Raw genomic sequence first — 24,331 nt, 5'->3', positions numbered from 1 at the left:
ATCAGGGGGGAATGTGTCGATTCGAAAAATCATGTCGCGCACGATGATTGCCGGTGCCATTGCGAGCACCGTCTTTTTGTCGGCCTGTACCACCACGCCGGACGCGGCCGTTGCCCAGGCCACCGCGGCCTACAACAAGAGCCTGGCCGAGGTCGATGCCGCCGCGGCAGCCGCCACCGGCGACAAGGCGCCCGTCATCCGCCAGTACCAGCAGCTCGCCACCGAGAACCCGACCCGCGGTGAGCCGTGGTCGCGCATCGCGCAGATTTACTTCAACGAAGGCCGCTACAGCCTGGCCATCTCGGCCGCCGAGGAGTCGCTGCGCCGCGACCCCTCCAGCCGGCAGGCCAAGAGCATCACCGCCGTGGGCGGCCTGCGCCTGGCGGCCCGCTCCATCGAGGACCTGGGCAAGGACAGCAGCCTGAGCGGCGACGCCAACGCCGACGCCTACCGCCTGGCCGCGCTGCTGCGCGAAACCCTGGGCCTGTCGGTCCTGGTGCCCGCCGGCCCCGAAGCCCGGCCGGCACCCACGCGCCGCGCCGCGGCCCCCAGCCCGGCACCCGCGCCCTCGTCGTCATCGTCCGCCGCGCCGACTCCGGTCGCCGCCGCACGGCCCGCCCCGGTCGCCGCGCCGCGCCCGGCACCTGCCGCGCCCGCCCCGCGCGCGGGTGGCGGCAATCCATTTGACGCGCTCAAGTAATTGTCCGGTTTTTGAATTGGTTTTTAAACCAATGTATTAACGAATGAGCGTGCGATCTGGAAATGGGTCGTACAACTTTTTAATTCGTTTCTCAGTCCTATTGCGAAGGTATTGAAGCTTATGGCGACCAAAAGACAGAGCGTGCAGAAGCGTCTCCAAAAAGTGCGCCCGCCGCGCGTGCAACTCACGTACGACGTGGAACTCGGTGACGCCATCGAGAAAAAGGAATTGCCTTTCGTCGTCGGCGTGATCGCCGACCTGGCGGGCCAGTCCGAGGTCGAGCAGCCCAAGCTCAAGGACCGCAAGTTCGTCAACATCGACCGCGACAACATGGACGACGTCATGAAGGGCGTGGCCCCGCGTGCCGCCTTCCAGGTGCCGAACAAGCTGGACGGGCGCGGCGGCAGCTTCGGTGTCGACCTCACCTTCAACTCGATGGACGCCTTCTCGCCCGAAGCCGTCGTCGAGCAGATCGAGCCGCTCAAGCGCCTGCTCGACGCGCGCACCAAGCTGGCCGACCTGCGCAACAAGATGGCCGGCAACAGCAAGCTCGAAGACCTGCTGGCCGACGTGCTGAACAACACCGAGCAACTCCAGCGCCTGGGACAAGGCGTTGGCAAGAAGGACGAAAGCTGAACATGACCGCGCAAGCACTTTCGGCATCGAGTGGTGTCGCCTCGTCTGAAGTCTCGGTCGACCTGCTCGACCAGATCGTCGAGAAGAGCAAGGTCGCCAAGTCCGACGTGGAACACACGCGCACCAAGGACCTCATCGGCGAACTCGTCAGCCAGGTCCTCGAAGGCTCGGTGATCGTCTCCGACAACGTGTCGGCCATGATCGACGCGCGCGTGGCCGACCTGGACGCGCTCATCTCCGCACAGCTCAGCGCCGTGATGCACGCGCCCGAGTTCCAGAAGCTGGAGAGCACCTGGCGCGGCCTGGAGTACCTGGTCAAGGAAACGCCGACCGGCACCATGCTCAAGATCAAGGTCATCAACGCCACCAAGCGCGACCTGATCCGGGACTTCAAGGCCGCCGTCGAGTTCGACCAGAGCGCGATGTTCAAGAAGGTCTACGAAGAAGAGTTCGGCACCTTCGGCGGTGCGCCGTTCGGTGCGCTGGTGGGCGACTTCGATGTCACGCGCCAGCCCGAAGATATGTACTTCCTGGACCAGATGGCGCACGTGGCGGCTGCCGCCCACGCGCCCTTCATCGGCGCGGCCTCGCCCGAGCTGCTGGGCCTGGAAAGCTTCTCCGACCTGGGCAAGCCGCGCGACATGGCCAAGGTGTTCGACACCGTCGAGTACGCCAAGTGGAAGTCGTTCCGCGATTCGGAAGACTCGCGCTACGTCGGCCTCACGCTGCCGCGCTTCCTCGGGCGCCTGCCCTACCACCCGCGCGAAGGCACGGTGGTCGACAGCTTCAACTTCGTGGAAGACGTCGACGGCACCGACCACGCCAAGTACCTCTGGTGCAACGCGGCCTGGGCCTTCGCCACGCGCCTGACGGCCGCGTTCGACGACTTCGGCTGGTGCGCGGCCATCCGCGGCGTGGAAGGTGGCGGCCTGGTCGAAGACCTGCCCACGCACACCTTCAAGACCGACGAGGGCGAGATCGCCCTGAAGTGCCCGACCGAGATCGCCATCACCGACCGGCGCGAAAAAGAGCTCAGCGACCTGGGCTTCATTCCCCTCGTGCACTGCAAGAACTCCGACTACGCGGCGTTCTTCGGCGCGCAGTCGCTGCAGAAGGCCAAGAAGTACAACACCGACAGCGCCAACGCCAACGCGGTGCTGTCGGCGCAGCTGCAGTACATCTTCTCGGTGTCGCGCATCGCGCACTACCTCAAGGCCATGATGCGCGACAAGATCGGCAGCTTTGCCTCGGCGCACAACGTCGAACAGTTCCTGAACCGCTGGATCGCGCAGTACGTGCTGCTCGACGACAACGCGACGCAGGAGCAGAAGGCCCAGTTCCCGCTGCGCGAAGCCGCCATCCAGGTCGGCGAAGTGCCCGGCCGGCCCGGCGTGTACCGCGCGGTCGCGTTCCTGCGCCCGCACTTCCAGCTGGATGAACTGTCTATTTCACTGCGCTTGGTCGCCGATCTGCCGAAGTCAGTGAATAAGTAAGGAGGCAGATCGGGTGCGCGGCCGAGGGGCCGTGCTGCAACACGTTAACTGTCAGTAATCAATCAATCAAGAAGGGGAAGAAACATGAAAGATATCTACGTCAAGTTCGGCAGCCCGGCCATCAACGGCGAGTCGCAGGACAAGGACCACAAGGACTGGATCGAAGTCAGCTCGTGGCAGCACAGCATCGTGCAACCGCGCTCGGCCACCGCGTCGACCGCCGGCGGCCACACCGCCGAGCGCTGCGAGCACGGCGAGATGATCTTCACGAAGGACATGGACGTCGTCAGCCCGCTGCTGTACCAGCACGCGTCGGGCGGCACCACCTTCGACGAAGTCACGGTGCAGTTCTACCGTGCCGACGGCGAAGGCAAGCGCGTGCAGTACATGGAGATCAAGCTCAAGTACGTGCTGATCGCCAGCGTGAACCCGAAGGTCGTGAGCACCGACGTGGCCAGCGTGCCGAGCGAGACCTTCTCGCTGAAGTACGCCGCCGTGCAGTGGAAGTACACGCAGCAGAAGATCGGCGGCAACCAGGGCGGCAACTCGCAAGGCGCCTGGAGCCTCACGAAGAACGACAAGACCTACTCGGTCTGACGCCAGTCGGGCAATGACGACCGCGGCGCAGGCCGCGGTTTCTTTTTGGCGCCGCGCCCCTCGCGCGGCGCCGTGCCCGTTGTCCGACGCGAGAGACAGGGAGTGACCCATGACAGGATTCGAACCGGGCCTGCTCGACAAGCTGTTCGATGACGACTGGCGCGGGCCGGCTTCGCCGGTGCTGCGGCATTTGTCGCTTGACGAGGTCAAGAACGTGGTCGCACGCGACCTCGAATCCCTGCTCAACACGCGCATGGTCTTCGACGACGCCAAGCTCCAGGCCTACCCCGAGTGCCGGCGTTCCGTCATGACCTACGGCCTGAGCGATTTCTCGGGCCTGAGCCTGGCCAGCCACTACGACCGATCGTTCATCTGCCGCTCGCTGGAGCAGGCCATTGCGCGCCACGAGTCGCGCCTGCGCGATGTCTCGGTGTCGCTCGAGGTCGACGGCCAGGCCAGCACCCACATGCTCTATTTCGGAATCACCGCCCTGCTCGTGCTGCCCGAGCTGGCCGAGCCGGTGAACTTCGACGCCATGCTGCAGCCCACGACGCTGCAGTACTCCATCACCCGCGGTACCGGCAAGAGCCGGTACGCCTAGCGCCACGCCGGACCCCGACGCTCACCATGGACGAGTTGCTGCCCTTCTACGAACGCGAGCTGGCCTTCCTGCGCGGCTACTCGCAGGAGTTCGCCAAGGGCTACCCGAAGATCGCCGCGCGCCTGGCCATCTCGGCCGACGCCAGCGAAGACCCGCACGTCGAACGCATGATCCAGTCGTTCGCGCTGCTCACGGCCCGCATCAGCAAGAAGCTCGACGACGACTACCCCGAGCTCACCGAAGCGCTGCTCGAGGTGATGTACCCGCACTACCTGCGGCCCTTTCCGTCGTGCTCCATCGCGCAGTTCGACGCCGGCGGCGCGGCGCTCGCCAAGCTCAGCAAGCCCGTCACCATTGCGCGCGGCACCGAGCTGACCTCGCAGCCGGTGCGCGGCGGCGCCTGCCGCTTTCGCAGCGTATACGACGTCACGCTGGCGGCGGTGCAGGTGTCGAACGTGGTCTATCACTCGGTGGTGAATGCGCCCGCGCAGGCCTCGCTGCCGCGCAACGCCACGGGCTGCCTGTCGGTCACGCTCGAGGCCACCGGCGAGCAGAAGTCGCTCGGCACCCTGGCGCTCACGCTGGCGCGCCTGCGCACCTTCATCGATGCCGAGCCCTCGCTGGCCACGGCACTGGCCGACGCCATCTTTTTGAAGACGGCCGCCGTCTTCGTCGAGCCCGAACGCAGCGGCAAGTGGACGCTGGTGCAGGGCGAAGCGCTGCACCCGGTCGGCTTCGAGGAGGCCGACGCGCTCATCGAACTGCCGGCGCGCTCGCACCCGGCCTACCGCCTCTTGAGCGAGTACTTCGCGTTCCCCGAGAAGTTCAACTTCGTCGACATCGACCTGGCGAACGCGCTGCGCCACATCGGCTCGTGCCGCTCGATCACGCTGCACCTGGTGATGACCGGCGTGCGCGCCGACTCGCCCACGGCGCGGCTGCTCGAGGGCGTGTCCAGCCGCAACCTGCGCCTGGGCTGCACGCCCGTCATCAACCTCTTCAAGCAGCGCAGCGACCCGATCCGCGTCACGCACGCCGCCGCCGCCTACCCGGTGGTGGCCGATGCGCGCCGCGCCTTCGGCTTCGAGGTCTACAGCATCGACTCGGTCAAGCTCGTGAAGCAGACCGCCGAGGGCGACGCCTACATCGAGTTCCGGCCTTTCTATTCGCTGCACCACGGCGAGCATCCGAAGGAGGCCGAGCACTACTGGTTCGCGCGGCGCAACGAACTCGTGGCGCAGCGCAGCCCGGGCTACGAGACCGAGCTCTCGATCGTCGACATCGACTTCCAGCCCTCGCTGCCGCAGACCGAAACGCTGAGCATCGATCTCACCTGCACCAACCGCGACCTGCCGCATTCGCTGGCCTTCGGCCTGCCCGGCGGCGACCTGTTCATCGAGGGCAACTCGGTGGCGCGCTCGATCCGCATGCTGCGCCGCCCGACGCAGACGCTGCGCATGCCGCGCGGCAAGGGCGTGCAGTGGCGGCTGGTGTCGCACCTGTCGCTCAACCACCTGTCGCTGGCCACCAGCGGGCTGCCGGCGTTGAAGGAAATGCTGCGGCTGTACGACCTGGGCCGCTCGGCCGTGTCGGCGCGGCAGATCGAGGCCATCACCGCGATCGAGCAGCAGGCCACCACCCAGTGGCTGCCGGGCAAGCCCTTCGCGACCTTCGTGCGCGGCATCGAGCTCAAGCTCACGGTCGACGAGACCGGCTTCGTGGGCAGCAGCCTGCAGGCCTTTGCCCGCGTGATGGACCATTTCTTCGGTCTCTATGTGCACCTGAACAGCTTCACCCAACTGGTGATCGTTTCGGCGCGCGACAAGGAGGAGCTGGTGCGATGCAAGCCCCGCAGCGGCGAATCGATCCTCCTGTAGCCGAAAGGCTGCTGCGCGAACCCTACCGCTTCGAATTTTTCCAGGCGGTGCGGCTGATCGAGCTCATGCTGCTCAAACGGCAGGAGCGCGACGTGCACCAGCGCCTGGTGCCCGGCGAGCGCATGGTGCCGCGCTGGGTGCGCTTTCGCAGCTCCACGAGCCTGAACTTCCCGCCCAGCGAGATCGAGGCGCTGGCGGTGCGCGACGCCGTGGGCGAGCTGATGTCGGGCGCGCAGCTGTGCGAGCCGCCGCTGCCGCACGAGGACGAACACGGCCTGGGCCGCATCGAACTCACGCCTGCGTCTTTCGGCATGCTGGGCGTGTCGGGCGCCCTGCCCATCGTCTACACCGAGATGCTGATGCGCCGCGAGCAGCATCTGCGCGACAGCTCGGCGCGCGCCTTTCTCGACGTGTTCAGCAACCGCGCCGCCGCGCTCTTCTATGCGGCCTGGCGCAAGTACCGCCTGCCGCTGCACTACGAGCACGAGCGCAGCCGCGCCTACCTGCCGGTGCTGCTGTCGATGGCCGGGCTGGAGCACACGGCCCAACGCGATCCGCTGACCGACGGCACGGGCACCGTGTTCGACGAGACCGTGGCCGGCTACGCCGCCGCGGTGCGCCACCGGCCGATGTCGGCGGCGTACCTGCAGCGCGTGCTGTCCGATTACTTCCGCAGCCACATCCGCATCGAGCAGTTCCTCGGCAAGTGGTACGACATGCCCGTGCAGCAGCGCTCCAGGCTGGGCGAGGGCAATGTGAGCCTGGGCCAGAACGCGATGGCCGGCGAGCGCATCTGGCAGCGCGACCTGCGCATCCGCCTGTGGATCGGCCCGCTCAAGCGCAGCGCGCTGCGCGAGTTCTTTCCGGGCCGCGCGCATGCGAAGGCGCTCGAAAAGATGCTGGCGCTGCTGGCCGGCGTGACCTGCGAATACGAAGTGCGCCTGATCCTGGCGCGCGAAGAAGTGGCCGCCGTGCAGCTCAGCGACAGCGGCGGCAGCCACCTCGGCTGGGACAGCTTCATCACCACCCGCGAGGCCGAGGGCGACCGCAGCGACACGCAGTACGAGCTTCAGCCCCTGCAGTGACCCTTTCAACGAACACGACCGACAGAACAACACCACCGCTCATGAGCACCTCGCTGAAGACACTGATCACCAAGCTCAACGCCAGCGCCCGCATGGCCACGCAGCGCGCCGCCAACCTGTGCCTGGCCCACGGCCACTACGAGGTCGACCTGGAGCACCTGTTCCTGGCGCTGCTGGAGCAGACCGACAACGACCTCGCGCGCGTGCTGCACGCCAACCGCATCAGCGCCACCGCGATCCAGTCGGACCTGGAGCGAGAGATCCAGACCTTCAAGAACGGCAACACGCGCACGCCCGTGTTCTCGCAGCACCTGCAGCAGCTGTTCCAGCAGGCATGGCTGCTGGCCTCGCTCGACGCGCACGCGGCGCAGATCCGCTCGGGCCACCTGCTGCTCGCGCTGCTCACGCAGCCCGACCTCGCGCAGCTGGCGCAGCGCGGCTCTCCGTTGTTCGCGAAGATCCGCCTCGAAGACCTGAAGCACGACTTCGACAAGCTCACCGACGGATCGAGCGAAGCGGCGGAAGCCGGCGCCTCGGGCGCGGCCGCCGAAGGCGAGGCGCAGCAAGCGCCGGCCGACCCGTTGGCCACGGGCGTGCCGGGCAAGACGCCCGCGCTCGACCAGTTCACCACCAACCTCACGCAGCGCGCGAAGGACGGCGCGCTCGACCCCGTGATCGGCCGCGACACCGAGATCCGCCAGGTCATCGACATCCTGATGCGCCGGCGCCAGAACAACCCCATCCTCACGGGCGAGGCCGGCGTCGGCAAGACGGCCGTGGTCGAAGGGCTGGCACTGCGCATCGCGGCGCAGGACGTGCCCGAGTCGCTGCGCGCCGTGGCGCTGCACACGCTGGACATGGGCCTCTTGCAGGCCGGTGCGAGCGTGAAGGGCGAGTTCGAGAACCGCCTGAAGAACGTGATCGCCGAAGTGAAGAAGAGCCCGCACCCGATCGTGCTGTTCATCGACGAAGCCCACACCATGATCGGCGCGGGCGGCCAGGCCGGGCAGAGCGATGCGGCCAACCTGCTCAAGCCCGCACTCGCGCGCGGCGAGCTGCGCACCATCGCCGCCACCACCTGGGGCGAGTACAAGAAGTACTTCGAGAAGGACGCGGCGCTTGCGCGGCGCTTCCAGGTCGTGAAGGTCGAGGAGCCCAGCGAGACGCTGGCGGCCGCCATGCTGCGCGGCATGGTGCCGCTGATGGAGAAGCACTTCAACATCCGCGTGCTCGACGAAGCCATCACCGAGGCCGTGCGCCTGTCGCACCGCTACATCAGCGGACGGCAACTGCCCGACAAGGCGGTGAGCGTGCTCGACACCGCGTGCGCGAAAGTCGCGCTCGGCCAGAGCGCGACGCCGGCGCTGATCGAGGAAGCGAACCGCGGCCTCGAACGCATCGAGGCCGAGAGCGCTGCGCTGGTGCGCGACACCGCGGCCGGCGGGCGCCATGAAGCGCGCCTGGCCGAACTGGCGGAAAAGAAAAGCGCGCTGCAGGCCGAGCTGGCCGCGAGCCAGCAACGCCTGGCCGAAGAGAACGCGCTGGTCGAACGCATCCGCGCGCTGCGTGCGCAACGCGACGAGTCGACCGCTCAGCAGCCCGAGGCCGTACCCGCCGTGGCGGAGAAGGCACCGGCCCGCGCAACCAGCCGCAAGAAAACGGCTGCCACCGCCGACCCCGCGCGCGATGAACTCGATGCCCTGCTGGCCGAACTGCGCGCACTGCAAGGCACCACGCCGATGGTGCCGCTGCAGGTCGACGGCCACGTCGTCGCCGAGATCGTCTCGGCCTGGACCGGCGTGCCGCTGGGCCGCATGGTCAAGGACGAGATCAAGACCGTGCGTGCCCTCGACACCCTGCTCGCCGAGCGCGTCATCGGCCAGGACCACGCGCTTGCTGCCGTGGCCCAGCGCGTGCGCACCGCGAGCGCGCGCCTGGAAGACCCCAACAAGCCGCGCGGCGTGTTCATGTTCGTCGGCCCCTCGGGCGTCGGCAAGACCGAGACCGCGCTCGCGCTGGCCGACATCCTGTACGGTGGCGAGAAGAAGCTCATCACCATCAACATGAGCGAGTACCAGGAGGCGCACAGCGTCTCGGGCCTGAAGGGCTCGCCGCCCGGCTACGTGGGCTATGGCGAAGGCGGCGTGCTCACCGAGGCCGTGCGCCGCCAGCCCTACAGCGTGGTGCTGCTCGACGAGGTCGAGAAGGCCCACCCCGACGTGCTCGAGATGTTCTTCCAAGTGTTCGACAAGGGCATGATGGACGACGCCGAGGGCCGCGAGATCGACTTCCGCAACACGCTGATCATCCTCACCTCGAACATCGGTTCGTCGCAGATCATGCAGGCGTGCCTCAACAAGGCCGACGAGGAGCGCCCCGCGCCCGACGCACTGGCCGAGGCGCTGCGCCCCGTGCTCATGAAGGCCTTCAAGCCGGCCTTTCTCGGCCGCATGAAGGTGGCGCCGTTCTATCCGATCACCGATGCGGTGCTCGAGCAGATCATCGCGCTCAAGCTCGGGCGCATCCGCGACCGCATCGCGACCAACCACAAGGCCGTGTTCGAGTGGGACGACGCGCTGGTCGAGGCCGTGCTCGCACGCTGCACCGAGGTCGACTCGGGCGCGCGCAACGTCGACCACATCCTCAACGGCACCTTGCTGCCCGAGATTGCCGAGGCCGTGCTCACGCGCATGGCCGACGAAACGCCGCTGGCCAAGATCAAGGCCAGCTGCGGCAAGGGCGGCGAATTCCGCTACCGGATCACCTAGGCGCAGCAGCCGCGCGTGCCCACGGGAGAACAAAAACAATGACGACGACCTTCACATCGGCCTCGCTCGGCGGGCTCATGCGCGCGGGCACCACGCAGCGCGATCGCCTGCTGGTGCTGCACACGCCGCTGGGCGAGAACAAGCTGCTGGCCGAGCGCCTGGACGGCGTGGAGTGCATCGACGGCGGCGGCTTTCGCTTCGAGCTCACCGCGCTGAGCGACGACGCGCACATCGAACTCAAGACCCTCATCGGCCAGGGCGTGCGGCTCGATCTGCAGACCGCGCAAAGCCGCACTGAGCTGCGCCCCTTCCATGGCCATGTGAGCGAGGCCGAGTGCGTGTCGAGCAACGGCGGCATGGCGCGCTACCGCATCGTCATCGAACCGTGGATGGCCTTCCTGCGGTATCGCCAGGACAGCTGCCTGTTCCAGCACCAGAACGTGTTCGACATCGTCGACGCCGTGTTCGGTCGTTACCAGAGCCAGGGCCAGCTCGCGCCGCAATGGCGCTGGGAGATCGCGCAGCGCGACATCTACCCCGTGCGCGGCATCACCACCCAGTACCAGGAAAGCGACTTCGACTTCGTCGCGCGCCTGCTCGCTGAAGAGGGCCTGTGCTACTGGTTCGAACACGCCACGGGCAAGGACGGTGCACTGGGCAATCACACGCTCGTCATCGCCGACCACAACGGTGCCTTCCGCGCCAACGCGCAAGCCACCATCCGCTTCCACCGTGCTGATGCCAGCGAGCGCGAGGACACCATCCAGCAGTGGCGCGGCCACCGCCAGCTGCAGACCAACAGCCTCGCGCAGCAGAGCTGGGACTACAAGAGCGTGAACGCACGCCCCGTGCAACAGCAAAGCCGCGCCGCGGGCCAGCGCACCCTGCACTGGAGCGACGACCCCGGCGCCTACGGCTGGGAGACCTCCGCGCAGGGCGAGCGCCTGCTCGCCAACGCCCTGCAGGCGCTGGAGCTGCGCAACAAGCGCTTCGAAGGCCGCAGCGCCGTTCGCACCCTGGCGCCCGCCACCACCTTCACCCTGAGCGGACACGAGCAGCACGACAAGGACAGCGAGCAGGACCGCCGCTTCGCCGTGCTGGCCGTGCGCCACATCGCGCGCAACAACTTCGACGAAGACCTGAAGACCGGCATCGACGAGCGGCTGGGCCTGCCCGACATCGCCACCGTGTTCGACAGCGGCAACGGCGATACGACCGCAGACGCCGTCACCCACTACCGCAACGAGTTCACCACCGTGCGCGCGGCCATCCCCTACCGGCCGCTGAGCCTGGACGGCCACGGCCAGCGCATCCACCCCAAGCCCAGCGTGCACGGCAGCCAGAGCGCCATCGTCATCGGCGTGGGCGGCGGCGATGCCCCGGTGCACACCGACCGCGACCACCGCATCAAGGTGCAGTTCCACTGGCAGCGCGGCAGTGCGTCCAGCGCGCGCCAGTCGCGCACCGACGGCCAGGACAACGCGCCCGCCGCGGACCGCCTGGGCGCCTGGGTGCGCGTGGCCGCCAGCGCCGCCGGCGACAACTGGGGCCAGATGAGCTTGCCGCGCGTGGGCCAGGAAGTGCTGGTGGAATTCCACCACGGCGACATCGACCGCCCCGTGGTCGTCGCCGCGCTGTACAACGGCGCCGGCCAGGTCGACGCCCAGCACAACCAGAAACCCGCGGGCGCCGCCCAGTCCACCGGCAACGCGCCCGCGTGGTTCGCCGGCGAAGGCAAGGGCGCCAAGGAGCACGCGCACAACGCCGTCTTCAGCGGCATCAAGACCCAGGAACTGAGCGCCAGCCAGAGCGGCGACGGGGGCTACAACCAGCTCGTCTTCGACGACACCCCCGGCCAGGGCAGCACCAGCCTGGCCACCACCCAGGCCAGCAGCCGCCTGCACCTGGGCCACCACAAGCAGCAGGACGACAACGCGCGCGGCAAGGGCCGCGGCCACGGCGCCGAACTGGCCACCACCGCGCAAGGCGCCATCCGCGCGGGCGCAGGCCTGCTCGTGAGCGCCTATGCCCAGCCGAACGCCAAGGGCGCGTTCATGGCGAGTCGCGAAGCGCAGCAGCAGACGAAACAGGCTGAAGAGCTCGCCACCTCACTCGCCCAGAGTGCGCAGACGCAGAAGGCGCAGATCAAGGGTGAAGGGGCTCCTGGCGAACTGCCGGCCATCGCGGCGCTGAAGCATGTGACCGAGGTGCTGGAGGCGAAGCAGGAAGGTGGTGCTGCGGCATCGGGCAGCAACGCTGGTTCAGGCGGCGGCGACATCAAGGCCACCGAAGGCGGCCACGGCAGCGTCACCGCGTACAGCGAGCCTCATCTGCAGTTCAGCGCGCCGATGGGCATCGGCTTCGTCACGCCGAAGGAAGTGATCGCCGTGAGCGGGCAGCACACCGCGATCGTCGCGAGCCAGGATGTCGACCTGCCCGCGCAAGGGCAGATCGCCCTGAGCGTGGCCAAGGGCGTGAGCCTGTACACGGTGGGCGCGAAGGCCGGAGAAGGCGGCGAGCCGAACCAGGAGCGCGGCATCGCGCTGCATGCGGCCAGCGGCAAGGTGAGCCTTCAGAGCCAGACCGGCGCCACGAAGATCGCGGCGGACAAGAAGGTGACGATCGCCAGCACGGCGAAGGACGTGGCCGTGGAGGCGCCCAAGCACGTGCTGCTGACGAGCGCGGGGGCGTACATCAAGCTGGAAGGATCGAGCATCAAGATCCATGCGCCGGGGAAGGTGACGTTCAGGGGGATGCACAACTTTGTCGGACCGGCCGGCTCGGCGGCGCAAGCGGCGGTGCCATCGGGCACGCTGGAGCCCTGCGAATGGAAGACATGAGCGAAGCGGCGGAGATGGGCGAGCACCTCGCCGTGGCGCAGACACTGCGGGAGCAGCTGTGGCCGCACCTTGATACCGATGCGCCGCGGTGGGTGCTGGCGCTGCTCGATCCCAACCATCCGGTGGCGGTTCACGACCCACTGCATGTGACGCGTCTCGCCCAGCGCCAACCGCCCGTCGAATGGCTGCCGGTACGTCGCGAAGACTTTCTTTCGTCACCCGAGCTGTGGCCCCAACTGCTGGTGCTGCGCGCGCCCGATCGCAGTGGCTGGATCGACGAGCCCCTGCTCGACCTGACGGTGGCCCACGCGCTGGAACGTCGCACCAGCATCAACGGCGCTTACGTCTGCGGATGGCTGGTGACGGACCGAGACCCGGCGGACATCGCCAGGCAAATGAAGCGCGCCTTGCAGCAACGCATGTCGTTCCTGCAGCAGCGTGCACTCGCCTGGTTCGAGCCGCACCGCTGGGCGTTGCTCATGGCTTCGGAAGACGCCCGCGCGTGGCTACGGACGGCGATGGCCGGCGTGCACAGCTGGAGCTGGATCGACCTGGCCGGGCATCTGAACGAAACCTTGTTCACCGGGCACAACGAAGCGCCTGTCGCCGGGGCATTGACCGGTGCGGACTGGGCCCGGCAGCAAAGGGTGCCGCAGGCGCGGCAGGTGGTGCTCGCCCTGACCAAGGCCGACATCGATCTTCCCGCCGATGCCGAGCGCCACATCGATCAGGCCCTGCTGCAAGCGGACGTGCTGGGGTTGATCCTGCTGGAAGACCGGCTGTGCTTTGCGCTGCACAGCATCGGGATCGGACCGCAGTGGCATCGGCATCCGGCAGCCACCGCGTGCATCGAGTGCGCAACGAACGGCGAGTCCACGCTGGCGGATGCGCTCGACGCGCTGGACGACGAAACGCTGCACCGGATCGCCATCACTGCCGGCGAACACGTCGACACGAAGACAAGCAAGGAGTTCATGGCATGAATGCAACAGCAAGGGGAGCCAAGGCCAGAGGCGGCGCCCACGGCGTCCGCCAGGCCAACGCCGCGTCGCGGCAGGTCGCCAGCTGCACGGGCGGAGGCAATTGCCCACTCTGTCAACGTCTGGGGCTGCCTGTGCTGCTTCTGCGGCACGCGGTGGTGCACAACTATGTCAGCGGCGGTCGCGGCTATGCGAAGTATCCGGGGCAGTTGGGAGAGAAGGTCGACGACAAGAAGCTGAACCACCACAGCTACGCCCTGCGCACGCTGCGCCAGGGCTTCGTCTACGTCTACTTCGGCAAGGCCGGGCATTGGCACGTCTATGCGGTCACGCCCAACGGCTACCTGCGACTGCTGCCCGATCCCGACGACATCGACTGCAAGACGCACCGCGATCTGTCCGTGCAGTGCGAACGCAAGGGGGACGGCATCCCTGCCAGCTTCATCCATCTGCCGACCAAGGTGGTCGAGAAGGGCGGCAACATATGGATCGCCTTCAGTACCGCCGCGTGGACGAAGGCTGTGCGCACCCGTTACGAAAAAGATCCCGGAAAGCGGATGCAGGTGTTCGACGTGGCCAAGCTTGCCAGCACACCCGGCGGGCAGGCGCACACCTTCGCGCCCACGGCGCAGATGCTGCACGACCACGTCGAAGAATACGCAGCCGACCAGACGGAACTCACCAGCCGCCGGACCTACCAGGCCATCGAGGTCTACACCGCGAAGAAGCTGAACCTGACCTGGGAAGACGCCACCCCGCTGACTGCGGCGCGCATCGGCAAGGCGCCGGAGACCGGCAGCTACGTGACCGCGTACGAGGCGGCCAGCGGCGGCAAGAAGATCTCCGGCGTGGCCCTGATCGACGCCGTCGGCATCGTGCAGGAGCTCAATGCCAGCCGGTTGTATTTCGTCGAAGGCCGCAGCAGCTACTGCGCGATCTGGGAGCGGCCCCTCACCATCTCGCGCTCCATCCTGGGCCTGAAGGCTTTGACGGAACAGAACGCCCTGCAGTCGCGCGAGGCGCAGGAGGTGGCGAGCAAGAAGCCCGACGTACAGACCGAGACCTACCATTTCCCCGACGACCTGGGAGGCCAGACCGCCACGGTCACCACCACCCGCGCCCAGCGCGCGGCGGACGACGCCCGACAGATGTGGGGCCGGCTCGCGGGCAACTACGACGAAGCCAAGCGCAAGAGCTTCCAGGACAAGTTCGATGAGGGGCTGCGCGTGCTCTGGACGCTGGTCGAGAATTGCGACACCGACTGGGCCGCATGGGCGAGAGACTCGCAGTGGAAAACCTGGTTCGACGACTACGACCCCGAGAGCGCGGAGCAGCAGGCCGAACTGGTCAAGGCCTTTGCGCCCTGCCTGGCCGGCGGCATCGTCGAGTCGCTGCTCGCGCCGAAGGCCTCCGGCCCCGCCGCGGTCACGGGCAAGGGGACTGCCTCGGCGGCCGGCAAGGCGGCGACGACAGCCACCAAGAACGCGGCCGCCGCGCAAAACACAGCCGGCTATATCTTGTGGAAGGAATGGCTGGCAAAGCAGCCGGCAGCGCCCGACAACCCCGTGTACCGCGCGCTGTTCGGCAATCGCCAGGCAATCCTTGACAACCTATTGCCCGACGGCGGCGACGTCAAGAAGGGCGACAAGATCTACGACACCGTCAAGGGGCTGGTCGGCTCCGACGAGTTCGAGCGGTTTCTGCTCGCGCCGGTCAAGCAGGCTGCGGGCCTGACCAAGCTGGCGATCACCACGGCGATGAACCGGCTCGGCGACCAGCTCCAGGAGGCGGCTCACCAGGGCATCATGCGTGCGCAGGCGGCGGCCTTCAAGCTCTACGACAAGGTCGACGTCCTGATCTTCACCGCCAACATCACCGTGCAGGAATACGTCGACCTGCTGTCGACGCAGGCCTTCAACAAGGCGCAGGCGGTCACGAAGGCACTGAATCTCCAGGGCAAGCAAGCGGTGCGCTCGATCCTGGTCGGCGGCATGGGGGTGCTTCGCATCCGCAACCCGCTGGCGCGCAACACCGTCATGACCGTCACCTTCTGCCTGGTGATCGAAAGCGAGCAACTGGCCCGGATCGCCTCTCTCAAGGGCGAGGAACTCAAGAACTGGCTGCGTGAAAAATCCGGCCTCAAGACGATCTCCGAGAAGGCAAAAACGGCCGCCCGGATGGCCTCCGCGGAAGTCGGCAAGCTCAGGCTCAGCACGATGACGCTGGGCGTGCGTGCCGAGCAACTGCTGACGGAGCTGTCGCAAGGGCTCAGCTTCAGCGGCCACGAGGTCAACGAAATGATCGGCGGCATGCTCACCCGCAGCCGCACCCTGCTGGCCGGTAGCACCGAAATCGGCTGGTCGGCAGGCACGGCATTTTTCCAGTGGTGGGTGCTGCGCCAGTCGTTGAACGACTACCGCAAGGCGTTCGGCGAGCGGCTGCCCGATGCCCAGATGGCGATGGCCTCGGCCGTCACGGGAACCACGGGCGCGACCATCGAAGCGTTCGGGCAGGGCATGAAACTGATAGCCAAGGTATCGAGCCAAGAGGCAGGGACCGCGTTGGCGCTCTCGGGCGCGAAATGGGCCTTGCGCGGCAGCGTGGTCGCGGCGGGAGCGGCGATGTTCGACGCCATGATCGAGGCCAATGCGGCACAGCGCAGCGGCGCCAAGGGCGACCACACGGCCAGAGTACTGCACACGGCCGCGGCACTCGCCTTCACTGCCGCAGCGGTGACGGGCACGGCGGCGGTCCTGAGTGGATCGACGGCCATTTTCGCGACCGGCACGCTGCTGGGCCCCTTCGGTTGGGCCATTGCCCTGGTCGCCATCGGCGTGCTGTTCGCCATGGCCGCCGCCAACGCCGAGCGCAGCGTGGCCGAGGTCTGGCTGGACCGCTGCTACTTCGGCAAGCACGAGCGCACGGAAGGCGCCTGGACCGACGCGCAACACGCCGACGAACTGGCCGGCCTCAACGCCATTGCACTGGGCCTGGATGGCAGCGTGGGCTACAACGACGACTGGCTGGGCGTGGGCGCCGTGCGTGGCTATGACACGGTCAAGATGATGGTGCGCGTGCCCGCATTCGAGCAGGAGACCTCGGCCTTTGCGGTCACGCTCTCGCTGCTTCATAAAAAGCGGGGTTGGATCCAAGCGATTCAGTTGCGCTCGCCGAACCTTGCCCACCTGCCGTCGCAAGACTGGAAGAAGGACTATGGCCGGGAGTCGGACGACTGGATGCATCAGCCCGTGGCCGATTGGAATATGGCCAGGAAGACGCTGACCGGCGAGGTGGAAGCCAGCACCAAGTACTTCCAGAAAGTGCACCTGCGCATCGACTACTGGCAGGACTACGTGGCGTCCCCGGATGCCTATGCCCTGTTCGAACTGGCCGACGAGGACTGACCGGCCATGATGCAAAAGCAGGGTCGCCTGCTGCCACCGGTGGCGCACTGGTTCGAAGACCAGCCCGACGGCGATGCGCCGGCGCGCGGCGTGCCATCGACGTGCGGCAATCTCAAGCATGTCGATGCGAACTACCTGGAGATCTCGCGCACCGAGACGCTGATGCGGGGCGTAGGAATCTGGGCCGGATGTTTTTCGCTGGCGGCCTATTTGTATTTCCTGTTGTCCACGCCGTTCGATTTCTGGAGCATGGTGCTGCTGGCCATCGCCCACATCCTCGTCGTGTTTGCCTTGTTCTTCTTTCGTCTGGACACGAGGGTTCCTTCCGACACGCCCGTTCGCTTCAATCGCGCCCTGGGGAAAATCTACGCCTACGAATTCAAGTGGAAACCCAACCCGCTGGTCCGTTGGCCCCAGAGCATCAAGGTCTTCGATTGGGCCCACGTGCACGCCGAAATCACCCGGCAGGCCGGCAACAGCGGCACCACCTACGCGGTGCGCTACGCGTTGTTTCTCAGTCATTGCAAGCCGGGCACGCTGGAAGTGCTGGACCGTATCCAGCTGGGCGGCAACACGCTGGATGAAGCCGACATGCGGCGCCTGTGGGACTACTGTCGTCTCTACATGCTGCAAGGCCCCGATGCCTTGCCAGCGCAGGCGCCACGGCTTGACGATGTGAGTTTTCGGCGCTGCTTCTTCTTCTTCATGCCATTCCTGGACCCGACGGCGGAAGGCCGCGCCTATCGCCAGCAGATGCATATCGTCGAATGGATCGCCAGCATCTTTCTGATGATGCCCGTGTGCTGGCTGCTGTTGCCTCTGGGCCTGATGCGCTATGTCGCCTTGAAGCTGGCGCCCAGGGCGACATGGCCGGTGGAGCTGGATGTTGAATCGCGCGGGGCACTCACAGCGGCCCGCTGACTATTTCTTGTGCGACGACGCGCCCTCATTTTCTACTCATGAAGCGACTGTTCTTATTCTTGGCGTTGGTGGTTGTGGTCGTTGTGCTGGCACTGGTGGCGTACCGTGGCTATCGGGTCAACGCAAGCACCTCTGATGTGTCGACCGCGGTGTCGAGTGACGAGAGCCGGGCCCAGGGAAGGCTGTTGGCCAAGCTGCGTTTCGATGCATCGTCTTTTGGCGATTGCTCGGTCCATGACGCGTGGCTGGAAAAGTCCTCCACGTTCGTGACGCGCAGCTGGTTCGGAATCCGTCTTGGAAATGAAACCGTCCCGACAGCCGCCATTCATGTGGTACTCGACATGCCCAAAGATCCGTTCCTGCCTGCGCAGATCTTGAGCTTCGACGAGACGAGCCCGACCGCGTCCAGCCTGGGACTGACCGGCTCGTTCACCCAGACCGTCACGATCAATGCAAAGCGCTACCGGCTGTTCGGATCGAACACCGTGTTTCCGCCGCCTGCGGTCATGACATTCAGCTGTGGCACAGCAAACGCACATGCAACGCTGGCGAACTAGGATTTTTCCGGTCCACGCGATGTCGATCGGCCAGCCCCTGAACAGACAGGGCGGGAAGATCGCGCGCGGCCATGCATCGAACGAAGACCGGCACGACCGGCACTGACACCAGGGAGGTGGATATCCATGTCATCAGACACATCAAGCAGCTTCATGCCGACGCCATGGAAGCTCGAAGGCCTGAACGTCGCGCGGCTGTCGGAGCAGGCGCGGCTCATCAAGCTGCAGCTGCCCGCGGCGGCACCGCAGAACGCCGTCGTCGTCGAGCGCTTCACCGGCACTGAAGGCCTCAACGAACTCTTCGACTTCACCATCGACACCCTTGCCACCTCGAGCGAGTTCGACCCGTTCGCGCTGATCGGCGAAGAGCTGAGCCTGCGCCTGCTGCTGGCCAACGGCAGCTTTCGCACCTGGCATGGCTACCTCACGGCCGTCGATGCGCTGGGTGGTGACGGCGGCCTGGCGCGCTACCGGCTGCACCTGCAACCCTGGCTCGCCGCGCTGGGCCTGCGCCGCGACAGCTTCGTGTACGCCGCCAAGCATGTGCAGGACATCGTCAGCGAAGTGTTCGCCGACCACACGACCGCCAGCTTCAGCTTCGAAGTCGCGCAGGAGATGCCCGTGCGGCCCACCTGCGTGCAGTACCGCGAGTCGGACCTGGCCTTCGTGCTGCGCCTGCTGGCGGAAGAAGGCCTGAGCTTTCGCTTCGAGCACGAGCAGCAACAGTCGACAGGCAGCGGGAGCGGCAACACCACGCCCTCGCACCACCGCCTGGTGATCTTCGACCGCGCGGCAACCCCGCCCGACTGCGCCCTTTCTCAGATTCGCTTCCACCGCGCAGACGCCACCGAAGCGACCGACGCCATCACCGCCTGGAGCAGCCGGCGCCAAGTCACCACCAACGCCGTCATGCGCAACGCCTGGGACGCCAGCGTGCTGCAGGCCCCCACCGGCGCAGTGCAGAGCGCGCTGGCCATGGGCGAGGTGCCCGTGCTGGAGCACTACGACGGCACCGGCGCGCAGCGCTACGCCGACAGCGCCACCGCCGCCCGCCGCGCCGAGCAGCAGCTGGTGGCCTTCGAATCGCGCATCAAGCGCTACGGCGCCGCGGGCAGCGTGCGACAGCTCGGTGCCGGCGAGCGCTTCACGCTCACGCAGCACGACCGCTACGGCGGCCGCAGATTCCTCGCACTGCGCGTGCGCCACGAAGCGGCCAACAACCTCGGCGCACAGGCCGCGCAGGTGCTCGAGGCCGGCGAGCTCGAGAAGGGCAGCTACCGCAACAGCTTCGAGGCCCAGCCGGCCGAGGCGCAGGTCGTGCCGCTGTGGCGCCCCAAGCCCACGGCCCCCGAGGCCATGGTCGCGCTCGTGGTCGGCGGCGATGACGACGAGGCACCGACGGCTGTCCACACCCAGCGCGATCATCGTGTGCAGGTGCGCTTCCATTGGCAGGCCCAGCGTGCGGGCCAGCAGCAGTCGACCAGCAGCGGACAAGGCAGCCTCGTCGCCGCCGGTCGTCACGCCAGCAACCGCCAGTCCGTCTGGCTGCGCGTGGCTGCGCCCGTTGCCGGCCCGAACTGGGGCGCACATCACCTGCCGCGCGTGGGTTCTGAAGTGCTCGTGTCCTTCATCGAAGGCGACATCGACCGGCCGGTGGTCGCCCAGCAGCTGTACAACGGACAGGATCTGCCGCCCTGGTCGGCTGGCACTGACTCGTCGGCCAATCACGCGGGCGTGCTCTCGGGCTGGCACAGCCGCGCGCTCGACGGCAGCGGCTACAACCAGTGGATCGCCGACGACGCGCCCGGCCAGGTGCGTACCCGCCTGGCCAGCTCGCACGCCGCGAGCCAGTTGAACCTGGGCCACCTCAACGCCCAGTCGCCCGACGAGAGCAGCCGCGGCGCCTGGCGCGGCAGCGGCGCCGAGCTGCGCTCCGACGCCTGGGTCGCCACGCGCGCCGGCGAGGGGCTGCTGATCTCCACGCTGGCCCAGGAACGGGCAACGGGCAGCGTGCAGGACACCACCAGCGTGCGCGGCCAGCTCGCGGGCGCGTTGCGCGAGGCGCAGAAGCTGTCCGATGCGGCCGGCGGCGCCAAGGCGCTGGCGTTGAGGGCCACGGCGCTGCTGCAGCCGCTGATCGACGACATCGATCCGCAGAAGAATGGGCACTATCCCGGGAACGTCAACGGGCAGGATGCGCGCGAGCCCAAGGGTGGAGAAGGCGCAGGCTCACGCGAAGGGCAAGACCCGGTGCCCGCCTTCGCCCGGCCGCTCATGGTGCTCGATGCGGCCATGAGCCTGAACATGGCCACGCCCGCCAGCGCGACTGTGTACGCGGGCGAGGCTATCCACTGGACTGCGCAGGCGCAGGCCCACATCGCGGCGGGCAAGACCGTGAGCTTTGCGGCCGCCAAGTCCGTGGGGCTGTACAGCCACAAGGGCGGCATCCAGGTCATCGCGCAAGACGGGCCGGTGAGCGTGCAGGCGCACACCGACGAACTCGAATGGCTGGCCAAGGAAGGCTTCACGGTCACCAGCAGCAATGACGAGATCCAAGTGCTGGCGCAGCAGAAGATCACGCTCAACGGTGGGCAGACGAGCATCGAGCTGGATGGGATGAACATCACCTTGAAGATGCCGGGGCTGCTGGACATCAAGGGGACGACCAAGAGCTTCGTGGGACCGGGAGGAAAGCCCGCAAAGTTGCCGGCACTGCCCACGGGCATAGCGGTGTTCGAAGAGCCACCGAATGTCACACCACCGCCCCGCAAGTTCAAGTTTTCGGTCTAGGCGAGCACGCGATGATCATCAGCCCACCCTTTCTGTCTCAGCCGGACATCCCCGTCTACAGCGAACAGTGCGTCAGCGACGTGATGCCCGGCGGTATCGTCGGCAGCGGCGCATTTCCCGTCAGCCAGGCAATGGCCTGGCATGGCGGCATCCACATCAACGCCCCCACGGCCGACGAGCCGGTGCGCGCCATCGCCGATGGCACCGTGATCTTCCGGCGCGATGGCGGCACCGCCCGCTATGACGCGCAAGACCATTCGACGGGATGTGTCGTGATTCGCCACAAGACCGAGATCGGCGCCAACGACGCCACCGCAGTTGAAGTTGTCTACTACTCCATCTATCAGCACCTGCGCCTGCTCGATGCCAATCTGCCGGCCGTCAATCAGATCGTCTACCGCAAGGACAAGCTGGGACTGGCCGGCACCATCTATGGCCGCGCCAATTGCATCCACCTGGAGATTGTTGCGGGTGATGCCGATACTCGGAGCCTTGTGGGGCGCAACACTGGCGATCTGCCGCTCACCAGTGACGGTCGCGCCGACGCGGTGTACGGTGAGGTCTATGTGCTGGTGCCTGCCAAGACCCCGTACTACAGCGCACAACCAACCGGCGCGACCCTGCCTGCGGCGGCAGGTGACAGCGGCGGTGCCGATCTGATCGTTGGCATCAGGTACGAGGCCGCTAATGCCACACTGACCACCTACCAACTCACGGGCGAAGTCGTCAGTGCGGGAATCGCGGAAACCGACGCCGAGTACAACCTCTATACCGAAGCGAACACGCGCCATGGTCGCCTCAGCGCAAGCGCCCAAGCCACCAGCAGCCCCAGCGGCTGGTACGAACTGCTGCGCTTCGGTCGCAAGCTGGGCAGCGACCCACTGCCCAACGATGCGGCCCATTGGCGCAAGGTCGTTGTCCCCGGACAGCCCGGGGGCGTTTGGCTCGACCTGAATGCCGGCAACACCAGGAAATTCAGTGATGCCGACTTCCCCCACTGGTCAGACTGGAAGCTCATTGACGACGATACCCAGGACGACAACAGCCAGTGCAACTCGGCCCTGATCGATGCCATGCTGGCCCCAGCGGCCCAGCCCGCGGCACCACCCAGTAGCCCCCCGGACATGACCAGCCCTTCCGTGCCAGCACCGCAGGCGCCGGAAGGCGCTGCAACCACGCCGGAGCAAAAGGCGGCCAACCGAAAGCAGAACTTGTGCAAACCCGCTGTTCAAGCGAAGTTGGCCAAAACGGTCTGCAAGTTCCCCACGGAGTGGGCCAAGGACGAGGTGCGCAAGCGCTGGGCGTGGACACGCGACAAGGGCAACCCCTACATGCCGTACCCGTTGGAGGACGAGACGGACTTCACGGAAATGACTGACTTTGCGCAAAAGCTTTGCTTCTGGGAGGAGCTTCCCGCCGAAGACAAGGCGCGCCTGACGATCAAGCACTGGCACTTTCACCCGAGGGAGTTCATCAAACACTTCAGGAAATGCGGCTGGCTGAGCGGGGCGGAGTTCGCGCAATTGGTGCCGATGCAAGCGCTGCGCATAGGAAAAGACAAACCAAGCAATACTGTCGGATCACTATGGGAGAGCATTCCAGCTGGAAATGCTTCTGCGGCGACCAATTCAGTTTTCAGAGATCATCGCATGCCGCTTAATCGGATGATGCGTAAATATGGCGTCAATACCCCGATGCGGAAAACCGCATTCTTTGGGAATGCCATTCAAGAAACTTCATGGATTGGGACACTTGTTGAAGGTGGGGGGGCGGGCTACTGGTATGCCCCCTGGTACGGTCGTGGATTTTTGCAGTTGACTCATGCAAGCAACTATATTTCTTACTGGACGTGGCGTGGCCGCACCATCCCAGCCGCGCTCAAGAGTTCATTGGAAACAGCACAAAGTACAGAGCAAGGAAAGAAGCCATCTGCCCGCAGCAAGACTGCGATGCAGGATGGAAATTTTCCAGCATTGACTCAAGACATGGTGAATTGGCGAATCGCAGTTCAGGCGGATGCATCCCTGGCGAATGATCCTGATCGCTATCTCGCTCCGTCCGATAGCGCCGGGTTTTATTGGGCCTCCCTTCAAATGGCGAAATACGCTGACGAAAACCATCTGATTGAACGTGTTTCCGTCAATACAGTCAACAGGCAAGGCTCCAAGACGTACTACAGAAGCCCGGCCTTTTGGAAAGCTTCGGCTGCAGTCAATCTGCCCTCTCAAATTCTTAACATCTATAGCTCTGCATTAAACGGATTTGATTCGAGGTGTTGCGCATATGGATATGCGCTGGCGATATTGACAGAGGCAAAATTCCCTGATGCTCAGGGAGGGTTGAATGTCGAATTTCCCGAGGGCTATGGGAAAAGGAGATTTTGATGAAAAATTTGATTTTTTGTTTCCTCATGGCTTTTCACTTGGTGGCAGTCGGGCAAGTCTCGAAGGAACAGCAGCATCAAAAAAATCTCAGGTCAAGCGTATCGAAGATCGCCAATCTTGGCCCGGGTTGTCGCATTGAATTGAAGATCCCAAGCGATGCTACCTTCAGATCAGGCTACGAATCAACTCAAGGTCCGGGCGCCGCGGGATTTTCTTTGAAAATGACTCCTGATTTCTCCAGCAGTGGCGACTGGAGCTTTGATTTTAATTGCTACAAAAGTGACGAAGACCAAGTCCAACGGGGGTGGGCGGTTCGTTTGCCAGCGGGAGGCTGGGCGCCCAATCAGGAGAATGGAGGAAAGGAACTTCTTGACAATAAAGCACTTCGATTTTTTCCATTGACCTCCAAAAATTCGAATGGTTGGGCAGTCGCCGTGGATGACACGGCAGGGGATGAGCGCTATCGACAAAGACGGCTGATTTACTGCTTGGCTCGTGAATTGAAGGCTGTGTGTGGTGAAAGTGTGGTTGGGTATCTTGATTTTTCAAAAAAGAAGGACAGCATCGACTTGACCTCTCGGGCACTAAAAATATTACGCGGGATAGAGTTTTTGGAAGATGCCCCACCAACCCCAGAGTCATTGCAGCGTTGACGGTTGATCTATGGGCTCCCAATCTGTACAGCTCAGGTCGACTGC

The 24,331-nt window shown here is 65.7% G+C and carries 16 protein-coding genes; all 16 read left to right on the top strand.

Features of this window, described 5'->3' with window-relative positions; translation table 11 throughout:
- The first annotated feature begins 31 nt into the window (after positions 1–31).
- The 16 genes from AC07XP_RS19450 (at position 32) to AC07XP_RS19375 (ending at position 24,286) form a co-directional block, all read left to right on the top strand.
- A complete protein-coding gene (locus AC07XP_RS19450; protein ID WP_495265586.1) occupies positions 32–700 on the top strand; it encodes a tetratricopeptide repeat protein in 669 nt (222 codons plus the stop codon).
- Positions 701–820: 120 nt separating this feature from the next.
- The gene (gene tssB, locus AC07XP_RS19445) at positions 821–1,336 is read left to right on the top strand and encodes a type VI secretion system contractile sheath small subunit (RefSeq protein WP_062474762.1); all 516 of its coding nucleotides are present in this window, start codon (positions 821–823) and stop codon (positions 1,334–1,336) included.
- 2 nt (positions 1,337–1,338) lie between these two features.
- Positions 1,339–2,829, top strand: a complete 1,491-nt coding sequence (tssC, locus tag AC07XP_RS19440; protein ID WP_495265585.1) for a type VI secretion system contractile sheath large subunit — start codon at positions 1,339–1,341, stop codon at positions 2,827–2,829.
- An 84-nt stretch (positions 2,830–2,913) separates the two neighbouring features.
- Complete coding sequence (locus tag AC07XP_RS19435) at positions 2,914–3,426, top strand: Hcp family type VI secretion system effector (RefSeq protein WP_062474768.1); 513 nt, start codon at positions 2,914–2,916, stop codon at positions 3,424–3,426.
- Positions 3,427–3,535: 109 nt separating this feature from the next.
- Complete coding sequence (tssE, locus tag AC07XP_RS19430; protein ID WP_062474770.1) at positions 3,536–4,027, top strand: type VI secretion system baseplate subunit TssE; 492 nt, start codon at positions 3,536–3,538, stop codon at positions 4,025–4,027.
- Between the two features lie 26 nt (positions 4,028–4,053).
- Positions 4,054–5,904 carry a type VI secretion system baseplate subunit TssF gene (gene tssF, locus AC07XP_RS19425; RefSeq protein WP_070062961.1) on the top strand — a complete coding sequence of 617 codons (1,851 nt, stop codon included), beginning with the start codon at positions 4,054–4,056 and terminating at the stop codon, positions 5,902–5,904.
- Positions 5,868–6,989, top strand: coding sequence for a type VI secretion system baseplate subunit TssG (gene tssG, locus AC07XP_RS19420; protein ID WP_062474776.1), 1,122 nt, complete (start codon positions 5,868–5,870; stop codon positions 6,987–6,989). The genes tssF and tssG overlap by 37 nt, the downstream gene beginning before the upstream one ends.
- 41 nt (positions 6,990–7,030) lie before the next feature.
- Positions 7,031–9,757, top strand: a complete 2,727-nt coding sequence (gene tssH, locus AC07XP_RS19415; RefSeq protein WP_495265584.1) for a type VI secretion system ATPase TssH — start codon at positions 7,031–7,033, stop codon at positions 9,755–9,757.
- 38 nt (positions 9,758–9,795) lie between these two features.
- Entirely contained in the window at positions 9,796–12,597 is a 2,802-nt protein-coding gene (locus AC07XP_RS19410) for a type VI secretion system Vgr family protein (protein ID WP_495265583.1), read from the top strand.
- On the top strand, positions 12,585–13,580 hold the full coding sequence (locus tag AC07XP_RS19405) for a hypothetical protein (RefSeq protein WP_495265582.1): 996 nt from the start codon (positions 12,585–12,587) through the stop codon (positions 13,578–13,580). Before AC07XP_RS19410 ends, AC07XP_RS19405 begins: the two co-directional genes overlap by 13 nt.
- Complete coding sequence (locus AC07XP_RS19400) at positions 13,577–16,981, top strand: T6SS effector BTH_I2691 family protein (RefSeq protein WP_495265581.1); 3,405 nt, start codon at positions 13,577–13,579, stop codon at positions 16,979–16,981. Before AC07XP_RS19405 ends, AC07XP_RS19400 begins: the two co-directional genes overlap by 4 nt.
- 6 nt (positions 16,982–16,987) lie before the next feature.
- The gene (locus tag AC07XP_RS19395) at positions 16,988–17,902 is read left to right on the top strand and encodes a DUF6708 domain-containing protein (protein ID WP_495265580.1); all 915 of its coding nucleotides are present in this window, start codon (positions 16,988–16,990) and stop codon (positions 17,900–17,902) included.
- A 38-nt stretch (positions 17,903–17,940) separates the two neighbouring features.
- Positions 17,941–18,459, top strand: a complete 519-nt coding sequence (locus tag AC07XP_RS19390; RefSeq protein WP_070062967.1) for a hypothetical protein — start codon at positions 17,941–17,943, stop codon at positions 18,457–18,459.
- Between the two features lie 153 nt (positions 18,460–18,612).
- Positions 18,613–21,249: a type VI secretion system Vgr family protein gene (locus tag AC07XP_RS19385; RefSeq protein WP_495265579.1), complete on the top strand. Its 2,637-nt coding sequence runs from the start codon at positions 18,613–18,615 to the stop codon at positions 21,247–21,249.
- Between the two features lie 11 nt (positions 21,250–21,260).
- Positions 21,261–23,633, top strand: a complete 2,373-nt coding sequence (locus tag AC07XP_RS19380; protein WP_495265578.1) for a hypothetical protein — start codon at positions 21,261–21,263, stop codon at positions 23,631–23,633.
- A complete protein-coding gene (locus AC07XP_RS19375) occupies positions 23,633–24,286 on the top strand; it encodes a hypothetical protein (RefSeq protein WP_495265577.1) in 654 nt (217 codons plus the stop codon). The genes AC07XP_RS19380 and AC07XP_RS19375 overlap by 1 nt, the downstream gene beginning before the upstream one ends.
- The last annotated feature ends 45 nt before the right edge of the window (positions 24,287–24,331 follow it).

The organism is Variovorax sp. GW531-E2 (assembly GCF_059423125.1).
This window is presented reverse-complemented; position numbering and strand designations above follow the sequence as displayed.